This is a genomic window from Streptomyces sp. NPDC030838 (assembly GCF_055572035.1).
On record NZ_JBVIED010000015.1, the window covers coordinates 224,699 to 244,479 of the forward strand.

The window sequence follows — 19,781 nt, forward strand, 5'->3', positions numbered from 1 at the left end:
TGCCTGCTCCGCCTCCCCCGCTCTACCGGAAGGCGTCCAGTCCGGTGAGCGCCTTGCCCAGCACGAGCTGGTGCATCTCGACGGTGCCCTCGTAGGTGAGCACCGACTCGAGGTTGGTCGCGTGCCGCATCACGGGATATTCGAGGGAGATCCCGTTGGCACCGAGGATCGTCCGGGCCGTACGGCAGATGTCGATGGCCTCGCGGACGTTGTTGAGCTTGCCGAAGCTGACCTGCTCCGGACGCAGGCGGCCGGCGTCCATCCGCCGCCCCAGATGGTGGGCGAGCAGGATCCCCTTGTGCAGTTCGACCGCCATGTCGGCGAGCTTGGCCTGGGTGAGCTGGAAGCCGCCGAGGGGCCGCCCGAACTGCTCCCTGGACTTCGCGTAGTCGACGGCGGTCTCGAAACAGGTCCGGGCCGCGCCCATCGCGCCCCACACGATGCCGTAGCGGGCGTGCGAGAGGCAGCTGAGCGGGCCGCGCAGACCGGTGACCCCGGGCAGCACCGCGTCGGCGGGCAGCCGTACGTCGTCCAGGACGAGTTCGCTGGTGACGCTGGCCCGCAGGGACCACTTGTGCTTGATCTCGGGGGCCGAGAAGCCCGGTGCGTCGGTGGGAACGGCGAACCCGCGGATGCCCTCGTCGGTCTGCGCCCAGACCACGGCGACCCCGGCGACGGAGCCGTTGGTGATCCACATCTTGCGACCGTTGAGGACCCAGTCGGAGCCGTCCTTCTTGGCGTACGTCCGCATCGAGGCGGGGTCGGAGCCGTGGTCGGGCTCGGTGAGGCCGAAGCAGCCGATGACCTCGCCGGCCGCCATCCGCGGCAGCCAGGTCTGCTTCTGCTCCTCGCTGCCGAACCGGTGGATCGCGTACATGGCGAGGGAGCCCTGCACCGAGACCAGGGAGCGGATGCCGGAGTCGGCGGCCTCCAGCTCCAGACAGGCGAGCCCGTACTGCACCGCGCTCGCGCCCGCGCAGCCGTATCCGTCGAGGGACATCCCGAGCGCCCCGATGGCGCCCAGCTCCCGGGCCAGCTCGCGGATCTGCGGCAGCTCGCCCTTCTCGTACCACTCGGCGACGTACGGCAGCACCCGGTCCGCCGCCCAGCCGCGCACGGTGTCACGGACGGCCCGATCCTCCGGTTCGAGGAGGTCGTCGAGGCCCAGCGGGTCGGCGGGATCGAACGGCGGCAACTTCGCGGACGTGGACACGGGCACCCTCCGGCGGCTCGGGAGCGGCGGCACCAGCTGTTAACTAGCACCGCTAGTCGCAGATTCAGGGCGACGCTACGACGCGGTCTCCCGTACGTCCAGCGTCAGGCGCTCAGGCGGACACCCGGGACTCGGCCACCTCGCGCGGCGCGGGCACCTCCACCGTGGCGCCCTCCGGCTCACAGTGCATCACCCGCGGCAGCCGGAGCGCCATCACCGCGCCGAGCAGCAGCAGGCCCGCGCTGACCAGCAGGGTGACATGGAGGCCGTGCACAAAGCAGTCGCGGGCGGCGCTGCGCAGGGCCTCGCCCGCGTCACCGCCGAGCCGGCCCGCCACGTCGTAGGCCTCGCCCAGCGAGTGACCCGCGGCGGCCGAGGCGGAGGCGGGGACGCCGGGCACCGAGCTGAGGCCGGGCGCGTAGGCCGCGTTCATCACGCTGCCGAGCAGCGCGATACCGATGCCCGCGCCCAGCTGGTACGAGGTCTCGCCGATCGCCGCCGCCCCGCCGGCCTGCTCCTGCGGGGCCTCGCTCAGCATCGACTCGTACGCCCCGAAGAGCGTGGTCTCCAGACCGAAGCCGAGCAGCACGAACCCGGACAGCATCAGCGCGGCGTTGTCCTCCCGGCCCATCGCGGTCAGCAGCACCACCGCGCCCGCCGTCAGACAGAACCCGAACACCACCATCCGGCGCGGCCCGAACCGGCGCAGCATCCGCGCCCCGAACAGGCCCGCCGCCATCGCCGCTATGGTCAGCGGCAGCAGCCGCAGCCCGGTCTCCAGGGGCGACAGCCCCAGCACCAGCTGGAGGTACTGCGCCGCGATCAGCTCGAGCCCGACCAGGGCGAGCATGGCCAGCACGATGCAGCCGACGGAGGTGCTGAACGCCGCCCGGGCGAACATCTTCAGGTCCACCAGCGGATACGCCCGCCGCCGCTGCCGCCGCACGAACAGCACCAGCAGGGCGGCGCCGACCAGGAGCGGGAGCAGGGTGAACGGGCCGGTCACGTCCTCGCCACTGCCGAGCCGCTTCACGCCGAGGACGACGCCGAACAGACCGGCCGCCGCCATCAGCGCGCCGACCACGTCCCAGGGACCCTTGCCGTCGCCCTTGGACTCGGGCAGCAGCAGCCGTCCCACCGGCAGGCTGACCAGCATCAGCGGGATGTTGACGAGGAAGACCGAGCCCCACCAGAAGTGCTCGAGGAGGAAGCCGCCGAGCAGCGGGCCGACGGCCGCGCCGACCGCGGCGACCGCGCTCCAGATGCCGATGGCGAGCGCCCGCTCGCGCCGGTCCGGGAAGACCTGGCGCAGGATGGACAGCGTCGCGGGCATGATCATCGCGCCGCCGACGCCGAGCAGCGCCCGGGCGACGATCAGCACCTGGGCGTCCGGGGCGAAGGCGGCCATGGCGGAGGCCACACCGAAGAGGGCGTATCCGAGGAGCAGGACCCGTCTGCGGCCCACCCGGTCGCCGAGCGTGCCGAAGAGGATCAGCAGCGAGGCACAGACCAGCGGGTAGGTGTCGACGATCCAGAGCAGCTCTATCGCGCCGGGCTTGATGTCCTCGGTGACGGCGGGCACCGCCACGTGCAGCACGGTCGCGTCGACGGCGACCAGCAGCAGGCTGACACAGAGGACGACGAGCACGACCCAGCGGTTGGCACCGGCCCCGGCCGCCCGACGGCGCAGCCCGACGGCAGCCGTGGTCGTCCCGGACATGTACGTACCTCCCAGATGTTCCCTCGCGTTCGGCGGGCTCACGGAGGTGGGGACTCCCCCGTGACTCGGCCGGAGGAGCGGTGGTCTCCGGCCCGCGCAACGAATGGCGAGTGACACGTCAGCGTACGCGAGTTCGTGGCGCGGTCGCGTGGCCCAGCTCTCACACTTCCGGCGGATCCGGTGTGGCGTACACCACTCCGGCCCATGGTGAGCACGCCCGCACCGACCTCCGGGTTCACCCGCCCGCCGATAATCGAGCCCGTGACCGATCTTGACGCGCGCCCCGGAAGCACCGAGGGCACCCTGCGCCCGACGCTGCCCAGAGCGGCCCCCGCCCTGCTCGGGTACGCGGCCGTCCGCGCCCTGGGCCTGCTCGCGCTGACCCTGTGGAGCGCCGCGCGCGACAAGAGCGCGTACACCCTGCTGACCGCCCGCTGGGACTCGCTCTGGTACGTCAGGGTCGCCGAGCTCGGCTACGGCTACGAGGTCCGCCTGCCGAACGGCGACGTCCACTCCAACCTCGCCTTCTTCCCGCTGCTGCCGTGGCTGGAGCGGCTGGGGCACGCGGTCACGCCGCTGTCGTACGCCGACGCGGGTTTCGTGGTCAGCCTGCTGGCCTCGCTCGCCGCGGCCTGGGGGATCTTCGCGGTCGCCGATCTGCTGTACGGCCGCCGGGCCGGGGTCTGCGCGGTGCTGCTGTGGGCGGTGCTGCCGGTCGGGATCGTGCAGTCGATGGCGTACAGCGAGTCGCTGTTCACCGCCCTCGCCGCGTGGTCCCTGTACGCCGTCCTCACCGGCCGCTGGCTCACCGCGGGCACCCTCGCGCTGCTGGCGGGGCTGACCCGGCCGGTGGGGCTCGCGGTGGTGGCGGCGGTGTGGGCGGCGGGGGTGGTGTCGTTCCTGCGGGAGTCCCGGGCCGTACGTGAGTCGCGGGCCATACGGGAGTCCCGGGCCCGGAGGATTGGGCCATCCGCGCGGCAGCGGAGCATGGCGCCCACCCCCGGCGCGCGGACCGTCACGCACGCCTCCTCCCCCGCCGGTGCCCCGGGCGGGCAGGGCGCACCGGCATGGCGGCGCGCCCTCGGAATGCTGCTCGCGCCCCTGGGTGCCGCCGGCTATGTGCTGTGGGTCGGCCACCACACCGGCAAGGGTCCGCTCGGCTATCTGGACGTACAGGCGGGCTGGCGCAACGGCTTCGACGGCGGCTACGCCTTCGCCCGGTTCGTCGCCGAAAAGTTCACGTCGTTTCCGTCGGCCCTGGCGGGGGCCGGACTGATCGCCGGGGTCGGCCTGGTGATCTGGCTGTACGTCGTCTGCGTACGGCAGCGCCAGCCGCTTCCGCTGCTGGTGTACGCGGGGGTCGTCACCGCGCTCGCGCTGTGCGCGTCGAGCTACTTCGGCTCGAAACCGCGCCTGCTGCTGCCCGCCTTCCCGCTGCTGCTGCCGCTCGCGCTCGCCCTCGCCCGGCTCCGTGTCTCCCGGTCGGCGCTGGTCATGGCGGGGGTCGCGGTGGCGTCGGCGGTGTACGGGGCGTTCTGGCTGAACGGATCGGGTCCGCCCTGACCGGCTCGCGCGCCCGGTGAGCGCCCGGCGAATTCCGCCCCATGCGCCGGTGAACGAATTCATAAGCGAGCCAAAACCACCCCCGGCGGAATGATCAAAGGAATTGAAGGGAACACGCCGGAGGGATTGCGGAATCCCTGGAAATAAACTCACACCTGAGAGCAATCCCACATCACATCGTCATTACAAACCCGGTGATTCGGCGGGGAACACAGCTCACTCGCTGTAACGTCGATTGGGTGCGTACCGAACCAAAGCCGACCCGGCTCGACCGGATCTTCGCCCGACTGGACCGCGAACCGCAGCGGCCGGTCCTCGACGTGCCGCGTATGACGCGGCACCGGGTGGTGCTCTTCGGCGCGACGCTCGCCTTCTACCTCACGATCGTCCTCGCCGTGGTGACCACGTCGTGGCTGGTCCGGCTGGACTGGCAGGCCATGCTCTTCCGGCCCTACCAGCAGTGGCCGGAGATCCACGCCTTCCTGGACTACTGGGTGGTCCTCGGCCAGCGCGGCCCGACGGCCGTGATGGTCGCGGCCTGGCTCGGCTGGCGCTGCTGGCGGCAGCACACCCTGCGCCCGCTGCTCGCCTTCGGCGCGGCGCTGCTGCTGCTGAACGTGACCGTGGGTGCCGTGAAGTACGGGCTGGGCCGCTCGGGGCCGCACTACGCGACCGAGGTCGGCTCCAACGAGATGTGGCACTGGTTCCAGGCCGGCAGCGACATATTTCCCTCGGGCCACACCGCGAACGCCGTGGTGACCTGGGGCATCCTCGCCTATCTGGCCTCCACCCCGCGCGCCCGCCGCTGGCTGTCGGCCCTGTCGGCGGTGCTGTCGCTCAGCGTCGGCCTGACCACCGTCTACCTCGGTACGCACTGGCTGAGCGACGTCCTGCTGGGCTGGGCCGCGGGGCTGCTGGTGCTGCTCGCGCTGCCGTGGCTGGAGCCGACCATCGCCACCGCCGAGGCCTGGCTGTTCACCCAGCGCGACCGGCTGCGCGCCGGCCGGGGCGGCACGGTCCCGGTGCCCGAGCCCGCGCTGCTCCCCACGCGCCCGAGCGCCGGGGAGGAGCCGGCGCCGGTGCGGGAGATCGTCCCGCCGACCGCCGCGCGCGCCTCGCGGACGTCGGCGCTGCTGGCCCCGGGCCCGCACACGGCCCGTTCGGAACGCACTCCGGTCACCCCGGCCGGCAGCCGCCGCCCGCCGCACTCCGACCGCCTCACCCGCGGCGCGGCAACTCCGGCGGCGCGTCCGCTGACCGGCGGCTGAGAACGTATGAGTGAGGCCCCGGTCGCGGTGACCGGGGCCTCACTCATGCGCTCTCAGCCCTTCCAGGCGCGCGCCACCCGGCCGTCCCTGACCTCGAAGTTCAGCCGTCCCACGCGGTACTCCATCGTGATGATCGCCCCCGGCGGCAGCGCGCGCACCGTCGACCACCCCCGTTCCCGGGCGCGCCGCTCGGCCGCGTCCGCGTCGAGGCCGACGTAGGTGTCCGGACTGTCCTGGGGTTCTGCGGAGGGTTTCGGAATCGGTGCCATGCCGCCACGCTAGGCGCTGAGCGGCGACGGAGGGAAGGGCGAACCGGACACCCTGGGTCACTGATCCCCCTCCGGTCACACTTCTGTCACAGGATCACGACACGCGTTTCGGGCGCACTCCCTCACACGGATGAGCGGTTCCGTACGCCTTCCGCAGGCATTCGAACGCAATTCCCGCGTGTCGGCGCGGCTTGTCGAATTGCCCGGCGGAAAGTGCCGGGAGGACCGTCCCCGGGTCGCATTCCATTCCCATTCCCGGCGGGTCACCGAGGGCCGATTCCACACACGAAATACACGGTTCCGGCACAGAAGGCCCGTATGCCCCCTGTCGCGGTGCGCGACCGCGCGAGCATCATGGCGGGAGCTCGGCCGCGGGTGCGGCGCGAGCGGCTGCGGACCCGGGGCGCGACGAGCGAAGGGGCGAGCGAGGCATGGGGACGGAGACCGTACCGGCGACGGCACGACCCGTAGGGACCAGGACGCCCGGCCGGGTGATCGTCGACTGGCTGACCACCACCGACCACAAGAAGATCGGCCACCTCTATCTGATCACGTCGTTCGCCTTCTTCCTGGTGGGCGGCGCGATGGCGCTGGTGATGCGCGCCGAGCTGGCCCGGCCGGGCCTCCAGCTGGTCAGCAACAACGAGTTCAACCAGCTGTTCACCCTGCACGGCACGATCATGCTGCTGCTGTTCGCCACCCCGACGTTCGCGGGCTTCGCCAACGAGCTGATGCCGCTCCAGATCGGCGCCCCGGACGTCGCCTTCCCCCGGCTGAACATGCTGTCGTACTGGCTGTTCCTGTTCGGCGGGCTGATCGTGCTCGGCTCGCTGCTGGTGCCGGACGGTCCTGCCGCCTTCGGCTGGTTCGCCTACGCGCCGCTCAACAGCATGGAACGCTCGCCAGGGGTGGGACCCGACCTGTGGATCATGGGCCTGGCGCTGGCCGGCTTCGGCACGATCCTCGGCGCGGTCAACTTCATCACCACCATCATCGGGATGCGCGCCCCCGGCATGACGATGTTCCGGATGCCGATCTTCACCTGGAACACCCTGTTCACCTCGATCCTGATCCTGATGGCGTTCCCGGTGCTGGCCGCGGCGCTGCTCTGCCTGGAGGCGGACCGGCGGTTCGGCTCGCACATCTTCGACGCGGCGAACGGCGGGGCGCTGCTGTGGCAGCACCTGTTCTGGTTCTTCGGGCATCCCGAGGTGTACATCATCGCGCTGCCGTTCTTCGGGATCGTCACGGAGATCATCCCGGTCTTCAGCCGGAAGCCGATCTTCGGCTACATGGCGCTGGTCGGCGCGACGATGGCGATCACCGGTCTGTCGGTGGTGGTGTGGGCGCACCACATGTTCGCCACCGGCGCGGTGCTGCTGCCGTTCTTCTCCTTCATGAGCTTCCTGATCGCGGTGCCGACGGGAGTGAAGTTCTTCAACTGGACCGGGACCATGCTCAAGGGCTCGCTGTCCTTCGAGACACCGATGCTGTGGTCGGCCGGGTTCCTGGTGACCTTCCTGTTCGGCGGCCTGACGGGGGTGATCCTGGCGTCGCCGCCGATGGACTTCCACGTCACCGACACGTACTTCGTCGTGGGCCACTTCCACTACGTGGTGTTCGGCACGGTCGTCTTCGCGATCTTCGCCGGGTTCTACTTCTGGTGGCCGAAGTTCACCGGGAAGATGCTCGACGAGCGGCTCGGCAAGATCCAGTTCTGGACGCTCTTCGTCGGCTTCCACACCACCTTCCTGGTGCACCACTGGCTGGGCGCGGAGGGCATGCCGCGCCGCTACCCCGACTATCTGGCCGCGGACGGCTTCACCGCCCTGAACATGGTCTCGACGATCGGCTCGTTCCTGCTCGGCCTGTCGACGCTGCCGTTCCTCTACAACGTCTGGAAGACCGCCAGGTACGGCGAGAAGGTGAAGGTCGACGACCCCTGGGGCTACGGCCGCTCCCTGGAGTGGGCGACCTCCTGCCCGCCCCCGCGCCACAACTTCACGACGCTGCCCCGGATCCGGACCGACTCCCCGGCGTTCGATCTGCACCATCCGGACTACGCCCCGCCGGCGCCCCAGCACTCCGATCCAGCGCACGACTCAGACGTCCCCGGGCATCCCTGATCATCTCGGTCAGCTCGGCCGGCTCCAGCACCTCGAACTCGAAGCCGAGCAGCATCACGTGAATCACCATCACGTCCAGGCTCGCGGCCCCGGTGCGCAGCACACAGGCGTCCGGGCCGTCGGCCTCCAGCGTCCCGTCGGAGGGCGAGATCCGCGCGGCCGCCTCCGCGAGGGGTGCGAACAGCCGGACGGCCGCCTGCGTGGCGTACGCGCGCGTGGAGACGCCCTGAGCCACATAGGCGGCCAGGTCCTCGGCGGGCGGGGTGCGCGGGGTGAAGCGGGGGCCGTGCGGCGGCCTGGGGGTGATGCGGTCGACGCGGAAGGTGCGCCAGTCCTCCCGGTCGAGGTCCCAGGCGACCAGATACCAGCGACGCTCGGTGCAGACCAGGCGGTGCGGTTCGACGGTACGGCGGCTGGCGGCGCCCTCGTGGTCCTCGTAGGCGAACCGCAGCCGCTCCGCGTCCCGGCACAGCCCCGCCAGCTCGGTCAGCAGCGCGGGGTCCACCGCCGAGGGCTGCGGGCCGCGCAGCATCGGCACCGTGAAGGCGTTGAGCGCGCCGACCCGGCGGCGCAGCCGGTCGGGCAGCACCTGCTCCAGCTTGGCGAGGGCGCGTACGGAGGTCTCGCCGATGCCCTCGACGCCGTGCCCGGCGGCCGTGCGCAGCCCGACCGCGACCGCCACGGCCTCGTCGTCGTCCAGCAGCAGCGGCGGCAGCCGGGCGCCCGCGCCGAGCCGGTAGCCGCCGCCGGTACCGGGGCTGGCGTGCACCGGGTAGCCCAGCTCGCGCAGCCGGTCCACGTCCCGGCGGACCGTGCGCGGGGTGACGCCCAGGCGGTCGGCGAGTTCGCCACCGGACCACTCGCGGTGGGCCTGGAGCAGAGAGAGCAGCCGCAGGAGACGGGCGGAGGTTTCGAGCATGAGGGTGAGTATCTAGGGCTCGTAGGCCAACTGGGGCACGTCGAAGCAGTTCGTCGTCATCTCGCCCTGCGACACCCAGCCCCTGCCGTCCTGCCAGCGCGCCACCGACAGGCAGTTCCGCGCGGTCGTGGGCGGCTCGGGCCGGGGCCGGAAGCTCACCGGGAGGAGCAGGCCACGGGCGGTGTAGCCGTCGCTGCGGTCGACCTGTTCGTCGACACACGCGCGCGTGACGCCCGTCTTCGCGCAGGCCTTCGCCGCGTCCGTGAACCACATCGCCGCCGCCCAGCCCTCCAGCTGCCACGGGGAGTGTGTCTTCCCGTCCCTGACCGTCGCGGACAACGTCCGGGTGGGCGCCGAGCAGGGCCGTATCACCGACCCGGCGGCCGTGGAGCGGGCCCTGCGCCTGTTCGCACTGGACGGCCCGGTCCGCGCACTGCCCGCCGCCGGCCTGCCCACCGGCACCCTGCGCCGGGTGGAGCTGGCCCGCGCCTTCGCGGGCGGCCCGCGCGTGCTGCTGCTCGACGAGCCCGCCGCAGGCCTGGACACCGCCGAGATCGACGCACTGGCCCGGATCCTGAAGGCACTCGCCGCCGACGGCATCGCGCTGCTGGTCGTCGAGCACGACCTGGACCTGGTCGCCGACCTGGCCGACCTCGTGCACGTCATGACGGCCGGCCGGATCGTCGCCTCGGGCCCGCCCGCCCGCGTCCTGGACCGGCTCGGCCCCCGGGAGGAGACCCGATGAGCGGCACCCTCGCCCTGCGCCACGCGCGCGTGCGCTATGGCCCCCTGGAGGCCCTGCACGGCGTCTCCCTCACCGCCCCGGTCCCCGGCCTGACCGTCCTGCTGGGCCGCAACGGCTCCGGCCGCACCACCGCCCTGCGCGCGCTGGCCGGTGCCGTATCGCTGTCCGGCGGCGCGGTGCTGTGGGACGGCGCCGACGTGACCCGGATGCCGGCGCACGAGCGGGCCCGCCGCGGCCTGTGCCTGGTGCCGGAGCGGCAGGCGGTGTTCGGCTCGCTCACCGTCCGGGAGCACCTGGAGCTGACCGCCCCGGCCCCGGAGGCCGCCCTCGCCGCCTACCCGGAGCTGCGGCCCCTGCTCCCCCGCCGCGCCGGCACCCTCTCCGGCGGCGGGCAGCGCATGCTGGCCCTCGGCCGTGCCCTGTCGGCACGCGCGCGCGTGCTCCTCGTCGACGAGCCCGCGCAGGGCATGTCGCCCGCCGCGGCGGCCCGTACGTACGGCCTGCTGGCCGGGCTGGGAGCGTGCGTGGTGCTCGCCGAGCAGCGGCTGCCGCCCGCCCTGTACGGCCGGACGGTGATCGTGCACGAACTGCGCCGCGGGTCGGTGGTGTTCAGTGGCGAAGCGGCCGAGCTGCGGGGTCGGTGAGCGGCGGGCCGAACACCGCGGGCGCCGACTGCGCGCGGGCCGCGCCCTTCGGGAGGGCGATCGGCAGGCCGACCGTCAGCCGGTCCGGGTCGGGGCCGATCGTCTTCTTGTTGGCTTTGTAGAGGGCCTGCCAGCCGCCCTTGACTCGGTACTTGCGGGCGATCGAGGCGAGCGTGTCCCCGCGCTTCACGGTGTGTATCCGGCCCTTGAGCCCGTACCGCCGGGAGCAGACCGGCCACGCCTCCCAGCCCTGCGCCGCCACCACCTTCTGCGCGACGGAGATCTGTTCCGCGCGGGTGGCGAGGTCCGCGCGGGCGGCGTGCTTCAGGCCGCCGAACGCCTCCCACGTGGACTGCGAGAACTGCAGGCCCCCGAAGTGGCCGTTGCCGGTGTTGATGTGCCAGTTGCCGCCGCTCTCACACTCGGCGACACAGCCCCAGGGCCACTGGTCCTTCGCGCAGTCGTGCGACGCGCGGACGGCCTGCGGCCCGTGGGCCGGGGGTGGGGACGCCGCGTGGGCGGCGGCGGGTACGGGCGCGGTCAGCAGGGCGGCCGCGGCCAGGACTAGCGCGATCGGCGTGCGGATCATCGGACCACGCTAAGCAGCGTCCCGGGGACGCCCTTGGAGCCACGCCCCCACGCGCGCGGGGCCCCACCCGGTCAGCGGACCGGGCAGGGCCCCTGGAGCGCGGCGTCAGCGCTCGAGGCGTCAGAGCTTCAGGCGCTGCCCGGGCACGATCACGTCGGGATCCTGGCCGATGACGGCCTTGTTGGCGGCGTACAGCCGCTCCCAGGTGGTCCCGTGCCGGGCGGCGATACCGCTCAGCGTGTCGCCCTCGCGGACGGTGTAGTCGCCGCGGGACGCGCCGCGGTCGGTGTGGCCCGCCGTGCGCGCGGGCGTCTCGGCGGGCCGCGACGGTGCCGTCTGCGCGGCGGGCGCGGGCGCCTCGGGTGCGCTGCCGTACGCGCCGGCCCGCACCGAGCAGGTCGGCCACGCGCCCCACCCCTGGGCGCGCTGGACCTTGGTGGCGACCGCGATCTGCTGGTCCTTGGTGGCCTGGTCGGCGGTCGGCGCGTAGGCGGTGCCGCCGTACGCGCGCCAGGTGCCGGCGGAGAACTGGAGTCCCCCGTAGTAGCCGTTCCCGGTGTTGATGTGCCAGTTGCCGCCGCTCTCGCACTGGGCGATGCGGTCCCACACTCCGCCGTCCGCCGCCTGGGCGGTGCCGGTCGCGGTCAGCAGCCCGAGCGGGGCGAGCAGGGCCGCCCCGGCGAGAGCCGCCGTCGTACGGGTCTTACGGGCGTTGTCGCGGGTGGTATCGGCACATTCGGACATGTAATTCCCTCTCGACGGACCCGGGGTCCCCCAAGACGGGGCCCGCTTGCCGCGCGGAATCGCGGTCGGCGCGCTCCGTCCCGTCCGCCGGAGGGCTGTGCTGCGAGCCGGCATGGTGCGGCCGGTCGGTCCGGCGGACGTACCCGAGCGGTGCTCGTTGCACACGGCCGAGGAATCTAGGGACCGGGCCCGGCCGGGATCAACCAACGCCCCGTTGACGCAGGCCAGTTCGAAGTTACCGAAGGTATCGGCGAATTCCGGCCACCCCATTCATTCGTGGATTTCCGGATTTGTCGGCCAGTCGTCGTGCCGATCTGTGACTCACTTCACCGGCACAAGTGCCGTCGCACGACGGGGAGTTGACGATGAGTATCCGATTCCGGCCCGGACGTCACCCTGAGCGTCGGATGGTTCGATTCCGTTCGCGGTACAGCGTGACTCCCGCCACAGATCGGCCGTTGTCTTCTTCATGAGCCCGGGACCGTCCCGGACCACGGGCCGGGATCCACCCGGCCTCGCCACGCACCGCATCCCCAGGGAGCCACCCGTGCCGCGCATGCTCGACGTCAGCGACGAGGTACGCGCCGAGATCGGCGACGAAGAAGCCGACCGGCTGCTCGCCGGAGACAACACCCCGGGCAGTTACGACTGCACGTCCTGCCGCACCCCGGGCGACTCCGAGCGCGAGCGCACCAGCACCGTGCTGTTCATCGGCGACGAGACCGCCGTGCTCGCCTTCGCCCATGCCGCCTGCCTGCCCTCGCAGGTCGTCCAGGTCACCGAGGAACAGCTCCAGGGCGCCGTGAAGTCCATCAGCGGCGACACCGTAGACCTGGAGCCCAGCAAGGTCGCCCCCGAGCAGGCCGTGCTCGGCGTGACCAGCGGACTCGTCCTGATCGCCGGGGAGTTGCACCCGGCGCTGGTCGTCGAACCGACCGGACCCATCGTCCGGCCCGGCTCGACGGCCATGGGCGACGACTTCCTGCCGCTCCTCATCGAGCAGGGATTCATGCCGGTGACCGAGCTGAGCGCGGTACCGCCGGTGCTGCACGGATGGTCGGTACTGCTGGCGATGGGGCAGCTGCACGCGGTGCTCCAGCCGTCCGCGAACGGAGGACAGCCGGTCGCCTGGTGGCAGGCGCACCAGCCGCTGCAGGTCACGGAGGGGTGGCGCGCCGCTGCGAACAAGCACCAGCAAGTGCTGATGTTCGCCGCGCCGGCGGGGTCCATCGGGCGGCAGCCCCGGGAGGATCTGCTGCGGGAGGCGTTGGACAAGGCGGCGGCGGGCGGCAAGCTCGTCGCGGGGACGCTGCCGCTGGCGGGGACGTGAGCGCCTGTTCGTAGGGGTGCGGGGTGCGTCGGCGGTGGGGACAGCACCCCGCATCTTCTTGTGCACCGCAATCGTTTGGACATACGTGCACGCATACGACGCTCCCCGCCGCCAGTCCTATCCCTCGGTGCCTCCTCCGACGCGCCCGGCCAAAGATCAGCACGGTGGGCCATCGGCCACGCCGATCTACGACAAGCTCTACGCCGAGTACGTCAAGTCGTTCCGTACGCTGCCGGGTGATCGCAGCGGTGAGGAGAAGCTGGGGTTCACCGCCTTCGGGAGCATGCCGTACGGTGCGGGCTCGCTCGGCGGCTCGTACAGCGCCTACAGCGCGGGTGCGCAGAGCGCCCGGCACGGCGGCGGGCAGCAGCCGCAGTGGCAGCGCGTCGGGCAGATCCCGTCGGCGCTGCCACCGGGCCGGCGCGGCGGCCGATGAGACAGCGAGAGGGGCGGCCCCGGCGGGGCCGCCCCTCTCGTCATGACGTCACTTCTTCTTGCCGCGCTTCTCGCGGACCCGGACCGAGATGTGGATCGGCGTCCCCTCGAAGCCGAACTCCTCACGCAGCCGGCGCTCGATGAAGCGGCGGTAGCCCGCCTCGATGAAGCCGGAGGCGAAGAGGACGAACCGCGGCGGCTTGGTGCCGGCCTGGGTGCCGAACAGGATGCGCGGCTGCTTGCCGCCCCGGATCGGGTGCGGGTGGGCGGAGACCAGCTCGCCGAGGAAGGCGTTCAGCCGTCCGGTCGGGACGCGGGTCTCCCAGCCCGCGAGGGCGGTCTCGATCGCCGGGACCAGCTTCTCCATGTGCCGGCCGGTGCGCGCGGAGACGTTGACCCGGGGTGCCCAGGAGACCTGGCCCAGCTCGGTCTCGATCTCCCGCTCCAGGTAGTAGCGGCGCTCCTCGTCGAGGGTGTCCCACTTGTTGTACGCGATGACGAGCGCGCGGCCCGCCTCCACGGCCATGGTGATGATCCGCTGGTCCTGGACGGAGATCGACTCGGAGGCGTCGATCAGGACGACCGCGACCTCGGCCTTCTCCACCGCGGCGGCGGTGCGCAGCGAGGCGTAGTAGTCGGCGCCCTGCTGGAGGTGGACCCGCTTGCGGATGCCGGCCGTGTCGACGAACTTCCAGGTGACGCCGCCGAGTTCGATCAGCTCGTCGACCGGGTCGCGGGTGGTGCCCGCCAGCTCGTTGACGACGACGCGCTCCTCGCCGGCCACCTTGTTCAGCAGCGAGGACTTGCCGACGTTCGGGCGGCCGATCAGGGCGATGCGGCGCGGGCCGCCGACCGCGGTGCCGAAGGTCTGCTCGGGGGCGTCCGGCAGCACCTCCAGGACGGCGTCCAGCATGTCGCCGGTGCCGCGGCCGTGCAGCGCGGAGACCGGGTAGGGCTCGCCCAGGCCGAGGGACCACAGGTAGGCCGCGTCGGCCTCGCCGCTCGGACCGTCGACCTTGTTGGCGCACAGCACGACCGGCTTGCCGGCCTTGCGCAGCAGCCGGACGACCGCCTCGTCGGTGTCGGTGGCGCCGACCTTGGCGTCGACGACGAAGACCACCGCGTCGGCGGCCTCGATGGCGAACTCGGCCTGCGCGGCCACGGAGGCGTCGATGCCGAAGACATCCTGCTCCCAGCCGCCGGTGTCGACGACCTTGAAGCGGCGGCCCGCCCACTCGGCCTCGTAGGTCACGCGGTCGCGGGTAACGCCCGGCTTGTCCTCGACGACCGCCTCACGGCGGCCGATGATCCGGTTCACCAGGGTCGACTTGCCGACATTCGGGCGGCCGACGACGGCGAGGACGGGCAGCGGGCCGTGCCCGGCCGCCTCGATGGCACCCTCGACCTCCTCGAGGTCGAAGCCCTCTTCCGCGGCGAGCTCCATGAACTCCGCGTACTCGGCGTCGCCGAGCGCCCCGTGGTCGTGCTCGAAGTCGTCCGAGCCGCCGGGCTGGATCTGGTCGTTCATGAAGTCCGTACCTCGTCGTTCATTCGTGGTGATCGGTGGAGTGCCCCGGTTTCCCCGGGTTGATCCACTACTCAGTGTCGCTCAGCGCCCGGTCAGGCGCCTGGCGTTTTCCAGGTGCAGGGTGAGCTGCTTCTGGATGCGCTCGGTCGCCTCGTCCAGCGCCGTGCGCGTGCGCCGCCCCGAACCGTCGCCCGCCTGGAACGGGTCGCCGAAGACGACGTCGATGCGGCTGCGCAGCGGGGGCAGCCCCTTTATCAACCGTCCGCGCCGCTCGGAACTTCCCAGGACGGCGACGGGGACGACCGGGGCGCCGCTGCGCACCGCGAAGTAGGCGAGCCCGGCGCGCAGCGAGGCGAAGTCGCCCTCGCCCCGGGTGCCCTCCGGGAATATCCCCAGCACCCCGCCGCTCTCCAGCACGCCCAGCGCCCGCGTGATCGCGGTGCGGTCGGTCGAGTCGCGGTCCACCTTCAGCTGGCCGATGCCGGTCAGGAAGGGGTCGAGGGGGCCGACGAACGCCTCCTTCTTGATCAGGAAGTGCGTCGGCCGGGGTGCCACACCCATGACCATCGGGCCGTCGATGTTGTGCGAGTGGTTGATCGCGAGGATCGCCGGACCGGCCGGCGGGACCTTCCAGGCACCGAGCACCCGGGGCCGCCACAGCCCGTACATCAGGCCGACGCCGATGCGCCGCCCGACCTCGGCGCCCCGCGCCGACGGAGCCTCGCTCACTTCCCGGCCCGCTTCTCCTCGACGAGGGTGACCACGCACTCGATGACCTGCGGCAGCGTGAGGTCGGTGGTGTCCACCTCGACCGCGTCGCCGGCCTTGGCCAGCGGGGAGGTCTTGCGGCTGGAGTCGGCCGCGTCCCGCTTGAGCAGGGCCTCGCGGGTGGTGTGGATGTCGACGCCCTTCAGCTCGCCGCTGCGGCGGGCGGCGCGGGCCTCCGGGGAGGCGGTCAGGAAGATCTTCAGGTCGGCGTCCGGCAGGACCGTCGTGCCGATGTCCCGGCCCTCGACGACGATGCCGTTCTCGGCGGAGGCCGCGATGGACCGCTGCAGCTCGGTGATCCGGGCCCGCACCTCGGGGACCGCGCTGACGGCGCTGACCCTGGAGGTGACCTCCTGGGTGCGGATCGGGCCGGAGACGTCGGTGCCGTCGACCGTGATGGTCGGGGCGGCCGGGTCGGTGCCGGAGACGATCTCCGGCTTGCCCGCCACGGCGGCGATCGCCGTCGGGTCGTCGAGGTCGATGCCGTTGGTCACCATCCACCAGGTGATCGCCCGGTACTGGGCGCCGGTGTCCAGGTAGCTCAGGCCGAGCTGCGCGGCCACGGCCTTCGACGTGCTCGACTTGCCCGTGCCGGAGGGGCCGTCGATGGCGACGATCACTGACGGGACGGTCCGGGCGGCGCCGTTTTCCACGGGGGGACACCTTCCTGGTGCGGGTGGCGGGGGTGGGGGCGGGTTGGGTGCCCCGGACAAGGTTACCGGGCCCCGCTCACCCGAACGGCCGCCCGGCCTCGCCGGACCGCTGCGGCGCTGCTACTGCCGGATCGCCCAGCCCCGCTCCCGCAGCGCCGCCGTCAGGACGGGCGCCGCCTTCGGCTCCACCATCAGCTGGACCAGACCGGCCTGCTGACCCGTCGCGTGCTCGATCCGTACGTCCTCGATGTTGACCCCGGCCCGCCCCGCGTCGGCGAAGATGCGGGCCAGCTGGCCGGGCTGGTCGTCGATGAGGACGGCGACGGTCTCGTAGACCCGCGGCGCGGAGCCGTGCTTGCCGGGGACCCGGATCTGGCCCGCGTTGCCGCGGCGCAGCACGTCCTCGATGCCGGCGGTGCCCTCGCGGCGCTTGGCCTCGTCGGAGGACTGGAGCGCGCGCAGGGCGCGGACCGTCTCGTCGAGGTCGGCGGAGACGTCCGCGAGCAGGTCGGCGACCGGCCCGGGGTTCGCGGAGAGGATGTCGATCCACATCCGGGGGTCGGAGGCGGCGATCCGGGTCACGTCCCGGATGCCCTGCCCGCACAGCCGTACGGCGGCCTCCTCGGCGTTCTCCAGGCGCGCGGCGACCATGCTGGACACCAGGTGGGGCATGTGCGAGACGAGCGCCACGGCGCGGTCGTGGGCGTCGGCGTCCATGACGACCGGGACGGCCCGGCAGTGCGAGACCAGCTCCAGGGCGAGGTTCAGCACCTCGGTGTCGGTGTCCCGGGTCGGGGTGAGCACCCAGGGGCGGCCCTCGAAGAGGTCGCCGGTGGCGGCGAGCGGCCCGGACTTCTCCCGGCCGGACATGGGGTGGGTGCCGATGTACGACGACAGGTCGAGGCCGAGCGCCTCCAGCTCGCGCCGCGGACCGCCCTTGACGCTGGCCACGTCGAGGTAGCCGCGGGCGACCCCGCGCCGCATGGCGTCGGCGAGCACCCCGGCCACATGGGCGGGCGGCGCGGCGACGATGGCGAGGTCGACGGGCCCCTCGGGCGCCTCGTCGGTGCCGGCGCCGAGCGCGGCGGCCGTCCGGGCCTGCTCGGGGTCGTGGTCCTCGAGGTGGACGGTGACGCCGCGCTGGGCGAGGGCCAGGGCGGCGGAGGTGCCGATGAGGCCGGTGCCGATGACGAGTGCGGTCCTCACTGGGCGATGTCCTTGCGCAGAGCGGCGGCGGCGCCGAGGTAGACGTGGTTGATGTCCGCGCGGGGCTTGTCGGACTCGATGTGCGCGAGCACCCGGACGACCCGCGGCATGGCGCCCGCGATGTCGAGTTCCTGGGCGCAGATCAGCGGGACGTCGACGATGCCGAGCTTGCGGGCGGCGGCGGCCGGGAAGTCGCTGTGCAGGTCCGGCGTGGCCGTGAACCAGATGCTGATCAGGTCGTCGGTGGTGAGGCCGTTCCGCTCCAGGATGGCGGTGAGCAGGGCTCCGACCTGCGCGTCCATGTGCTCGGCCTCGTCCCGCTCCAGCTGGACGGCCCCCCGGACCGCTCGTACCGCCACGGCGCTGCTCCTCGTTGATGTGCGTACTGGCTGTGCGTTCGTCCAGCCTAGTCAGCCCGGAGCCGCCCGGCGCTCGCCGCCCGCCCCCTGAGACGCCGGTGGACGGCGGTCAGGGCGTCTGCCGCCGGAGCAGCTCCGCCAGCGAGCCCGCCTGCGGCAGCTCGCCGTCGGGGGTCAGCCGGTCGACCGCCGGGGGCAGCGCCTGGGCGAGGTCGTCGGCGGCCTGGGCGGGGGTGACGCCCACCTCCCGGGCGACCCGGTCGAGGGTGTCCTCGCCGAGCGCCTGCCGCAGCTGGTCCCCGGTCACCGACTGGTCGGCTCCGGGGCCGACCCAGGACCGCGTCTGCAGGCCCAGCCCGGCCTCGCCGAGCCTCGCGAGCAGCCGGCCGAGCGGATCATCGCCGCCCATCGCCTTGAGCAGGGCGCCCACGAGGAGCCCGCCGCTTCCGGTGCCGCCGCGCCCGCCGAGGACGTCGCCGAGCAGATCGCCGATGTCGCCGATGTCATGGCCCGCCATCGTCGTGCCCTTCCGTCGTACGGCCGGACCCGGCCGGACGACCGGCCCGGGCCCCGTGACCGTCCCCGGGTACCCCGGATCGCGCGGCCGGTCAGGCGTCCCGGGGCCCGATCAGGCGTCCCAGAGCGCGCCCAGGGTGACCAGTTCGTCGTGGTACTCGATCCGGTCCGCCCACGCCGCCGGCCAGGCGTCCGCGCCGAGGTGGGCGCCCGCGAAGGCGCCGGTCAGGCAGGCGATGGAGTCGGAGTCACCGGAGGTGCAGGCGGCGCGGCGCAGCGCGGTGAGCGGTTCGTCGACGAAGAGCAGGAAGCAGAGCAGCCCGGTGGCGAGGGCCTCCTCGGCGATCCAGCCCGCTCCGGTGGCCAGGCAGGGATCGGTCTCCGGGGAGACCGTGCGCACCGCGTCCTGGAGGCGGGCGAGGACGTCCAGGCACTCGTCCCAGCCGCGGGCCATGAAGTGCTCGGGGCTGGGGTCGTGGGCGCGGGTCCACAGATCGCCGAGCCACTGGTGGTGGTAGCGGGTGCGGTTGTCGTAGGCGTACGACCGCAGCAGTCCGACGAGTCCGGTGGGCTCGGCACCCTCGGCGAGCAGGCGTACGGCGTGCGCGGTGAGGTCGGAGGCGGCGAGGGCGGTGGGGTGGCCGTGGGTAAGGGCGGCCTGGAGCTGGGCGGCGCCCGCGCGCTGGTCGTCGGTGAGCCCCGGGGCGAGTCCGATCGGCGCGACGCGCATGTTGGCGCCGCACCCCTTGGAGCCGATCTGACTGGCGTCCTGCCAGGCCCGGCCCTCCGCCTTGAGCAGGTTGCACGCGCGCAGGCAGGTGTTGCCGGGGGCTCGGTTGTTCTCCGGGGACTGGTACCAGTCGACGAACTCCTCGCGCACCGGCCGCTCCAGCCGCTTCGGTGCGAGGAAGCCCCGGTCCATGGCCGTGCGCAGGCCCCGGCCGAGGGCGAGCGTCATCTGGGTGTCGTCGGTGACGATCGCGGGCCTGGGCAGCTCCATCTCCCGCCAGGGGCCGCACTTGGCGAGGATCGCCGGTACGTCGTTGAACTCGGTCGGAAAGCCGAGCGCGTCCCCGAGGGCCAGGCCCAGGAGCGCTCCGGTCGCTGCGCGTTTCGGCACGCGGATCACCATCCCCTTTATCGTCACTCTGACCATAAAGGGGATGGTGGATCACACACAAGTGCT

General features: G+C 72.6%; 18 protein-coding genes and 3 pseudogenes. 7 read left to right on the plus strand and 14 right to left on the minus strand.

Features of this window, described 5'->3' with window-relative positions; all coding sequences use genetic code 11:
* Window positions 1–22 precede the first annotated feature (22 nt).
* Both ACZ42A_RS31925 and ACZ42A_RS31930 read right to left on the minus strand, forming a co-directional pair.
* The gene (locus ACZ42A_RS31925) at window positions 23–1,213 is read right to left on the minus strand and encodes an acyl-CoA dehydrogenase family protein (RefSeq protein ID WP_468530781.1); all 1,191 of its coding nucleotides are present in this window, start codon (window positions 1,211–1,213) and stop codon (window positions 23–25) included.
* 112 nt (window positions 1,214–1,325) lie between these two features.
* On the minus strand, window positions 1,326–2,933 hold the full coding sequence (locus ACZ42A_RS31930) for an MFS transporter (RefSeq protein WP_468530782.1): 1,608 nt from the start codon (window positions 2,931–2,933) through the stop codon (window positions 1,326–1,328).
* 261 nt (window positions 2,934–3,194) lie between these two features.
* Here ACZ42A_RS31930 and ACZ42A_RS31935 point away from each other — a divergent pair, with 261 nt between their 5' ends.
* Both ACZ42A_RS31935 and ACZ42A_RS31940 read left to right on the plus strand, forming a co-directional pair.
* On the plus strand, window positions 3,195–4,496 hold the full coding sequence (locus ACZ42A_RS31935; protein ID WP_468530783.1) for a mannosyltransferase family protein: 1,302 nt from the start codon (window positions 3,195–3,197) through the stop codon (window positions 4,494–4,496).
* Window positions 4,497–4,735: 239 nt separating this feature from the next.
* Window positions 4,736–5,764, plus strand: coding sequence for a phosphatase PAP2 family protein (locus ACZ42A_RS31940; protein ID WP_468530784.1), 1,029 nt, complete (start codon window positions 4,736–4,738; stop codon window positions 5,762–5,764).
* A gap of 53 nt (window positions 5,765–5,817) precedes the next feature.
* Here ACZ42A_RS31940 and ACZ42A_RS31945 read toward each other — a convergent pair whose 3' ends face one another.
* Complete coding sequence (locus ACZ42A_RS31945) at window positions 5,818–6,033, minus strand: I78 family peptidase inhibitor (RefSeq protein WP_043499507.1); 216 nt, start codon at window positions 6,031–6,033, stop codon at window positions 5,818–5,820.
* Window positions 6,034–6,464: 431 nt separating this feature from the next.
* Between ACZ42A_RS31945 and ctaD the strand changes: the two are divergent.
* Window positions 6,465–8,135 (plus strand): annotated as a pseudogene (gene ctaD / locus ACZ42A_RS31950) (aa3-type cytochrome oxidase subunit I); the annotation flags it as partial.
* On the opposite strand, the gene ACZ42A_RS31955 reads toward ctaD, so the two are convergent.
* Together ACZ42A_RS31955 and ACZ42A_RS31960 are read right to left on the minus strand one after the other, a co-directional pair.
* The gene (locus ACZ42A_RS31955) at window positions 8,035–9,078 is read right to left on the minus strand and encodes a helix-turn-helix transcriptional regulator (RefSeq protein ID WP_468530785.1); all 1,044 of its coding nucleotides are present in this window, start codon (window positions 9,076–9,078) and stop codon (window positions 8,035–8,037) included. The pseudogene ctaD and the gene ACZ42A_RS31955 overlap by 101 nt on opposite strands.
* A gap of 12 nt (window positions 9,079–9,090) precedes the next feature.
* Window positions 9,091–9,393, minus strand: a pseudogene (locus ACZ42A_RS31960) (ABC transporter substrate-binding protein); the annotation flags it as partial.
* Between ACZ42A_RS31960 and ACZ42A_RS31965 the strand changes: the two are divergent.
* Window positions 9,389–9,823 (plus strand): annotated as a pseudogene (locus ACZ42A_RS31965) (ATP-binding cassette domain-containing protein); the annotation flags it as partial. The pseudogenes ACZ42A_RS31960 and ACZ42A_RS31965 overlap by 5 nt on opposite strands.
* Window positions 9,820–10,467 (plus strand): ATP-binding cassette domain-containing protein, encoded by a 648-nt coding sequence (locus ACZ42A_RS31970; RefSeq protein ID WP_468530786.1) that lies wholly within the window; start codon window positions 9,820–9,822, stop codon window positions 10,465–10,467. The pseudogene ACZ42A_RS31965 and the gene ACZ42A_RS31970, both read left to right, overlap by 4 nt.
* Here ACZ42A_RS31970 and ACZ42A_RS31975 read toward each other — a convergent pair.
* Both ACZ42A_RS31975 and ACZ42A_RS31980 read right to left on the minus strand, forming a co-directional pair.
* Window positions 10,433–11,056 (minus strand): LysM peptidoglycan-binding domain-containing protein, encoded by a 624-nt coding sequence (locus tag ACZ42A_RS31975; protein ID WP_468530787.1) that lies wholly within the window; start codon window positions 11,054–11,056, stop codon window positions 10,433–10,435. The genes ACZ42A_RS31970 and ACZ42A_RS31975 overlap by 35 nt on opposite strands.
* 120 nt (window positions 11,057–11,176) lie before the next feature.
* On the minus strand, window positions 11,177–11,800 hold the full coding sequence (locus ACZ42A_RS31980) for a LysM peptidoglycan-binding domain-containing protein (RefSeq protein ID WP_468530788.1): 624 nt from the start codon (window positions 11,798–11,800) through the stop codon (window positions 11,177–11,179).
* 547 nt (window positions 11,801–12,347) lie between these two features.
* Between ACZ42A_RS31980 and ACZ42A_RS31985 the strand changes: the two genes are divergently transcribed.
* Entirely contained in the window at window positions 12,348–13,130 is a 783-nt protein-coding gene (locus ACZ42A_RS31985; protein ID WP_468530789.1) for a hypothetical protein, read from the plus strand.
* A gap of 85 nt (window positions 13,131–13,215) precedes the next feature.
* Window positions 13,216–13,566, plus strand: coding sequence for a hypothetical protein (locus ACZ42A_RS31990; protein ID WP_468530790.1), 351 nt, complete (start codon window positions 13,216–13,218; stop codon window positions 13,564–13,566).
* Window positions 13,567–13,614: 48 nt separating this feature from the next.
* Here ACZ42A_RS31990 and der read toward each other — a convergent pair whose 3' ends face one another.
* The 7 genes from der to ACZ42A_RS32025 all read right to left on the minus strand — a co-directional run bounded on the left by der (window position 13,615) and on the right by ACZ42A_RS32025 (window position 19,727).
* Window positions 13,615–15,093 (minus strand): ribosome biogenesis GTPase Der, encoded by a 1,479-nt coding sequence (gene der, locus ACZ42A_RS31995; protein WP_468530791.1) that lies wholly within the window; start codon window positions 15,091–15,093, stop codon window positions 13,615–13,617.
* 81 nt (window positions 15,094–15,174) lie between these two features.
* Entirely contained in the window at window positions 15,175–15,762 is a 588-nt protein-coding gene (locus ACZ42A_RS32000) for a lysophospholipid acyltransferase family protein (RefSeq protein ID WP_468530811.1), read from the minus strand.
* Window positions 15,763–15,818: 56 nt separating this feature from the next.
* Entirely contained in the window at window positions 15,819–16,514 is a 696-nt protein-coding gene (gene cmk / locus ACZ42A_RS32005) for a (d)CMP kinase (protein WP_468530792.1), read from the minus strand.
* A 120-nt stretch (window positions 16,515–16,634) separates the two neighbouring features.
* The gene (locus tag ACZ42A_RS32010) at window positions 16,635–17,720 is read right to left on the minus strand and encodes a prephenate dehydrogenase (protein WP_468530793.1); all 1,086 of its coding nucleotides are present in this window, start codon (window positions 17,718–17,720) and stop codon (window positions 16,635–16,637) included.
* Window positions 17,717–18,079: a chorismate mutase gene (gene aroH, locus ACZ42A_RS32015; RefSeq protein WP_468530794.1), complete on the minus strand. Its 363-nt coding sequence runs from the start codon at window positions 18,077–18,079 to the stop codon at window positions 17,717–17,719. Before aroH ends, ACZ42A_RS32010 begins: the two co-directional genes overlap by 4 nt.
* Before the next feature lie 109 nt (window positions 18,080–18,188).
* The gene (locus ACZ42A_RS32020) at window positions 18,189–18,596 is read right to left on the minus strand and encodes a YidB family protein (protein WP_468530795.1); all 408 of its coding nucleotides are present in this window, start codon (window positions 18,594–18,596) and stop codon (window positions 18,189–18,191) included.
* A gap of 111 nt (window positions 18,597–18,707) precedes the next feature.
* A complete protein-coding gene (locus ACZ42A_RS32025) occupies window positions 18,708–19,727 on the minus strand; it encodes an ADP-ribosylglycohydrolase family protein (protein ID WP_468530796.1) in 1,020 nt (339 codons plus the stop codon).
* Between the last annotated feature and the right edge of the window lie 54 nt (window positions 19,728–19,781).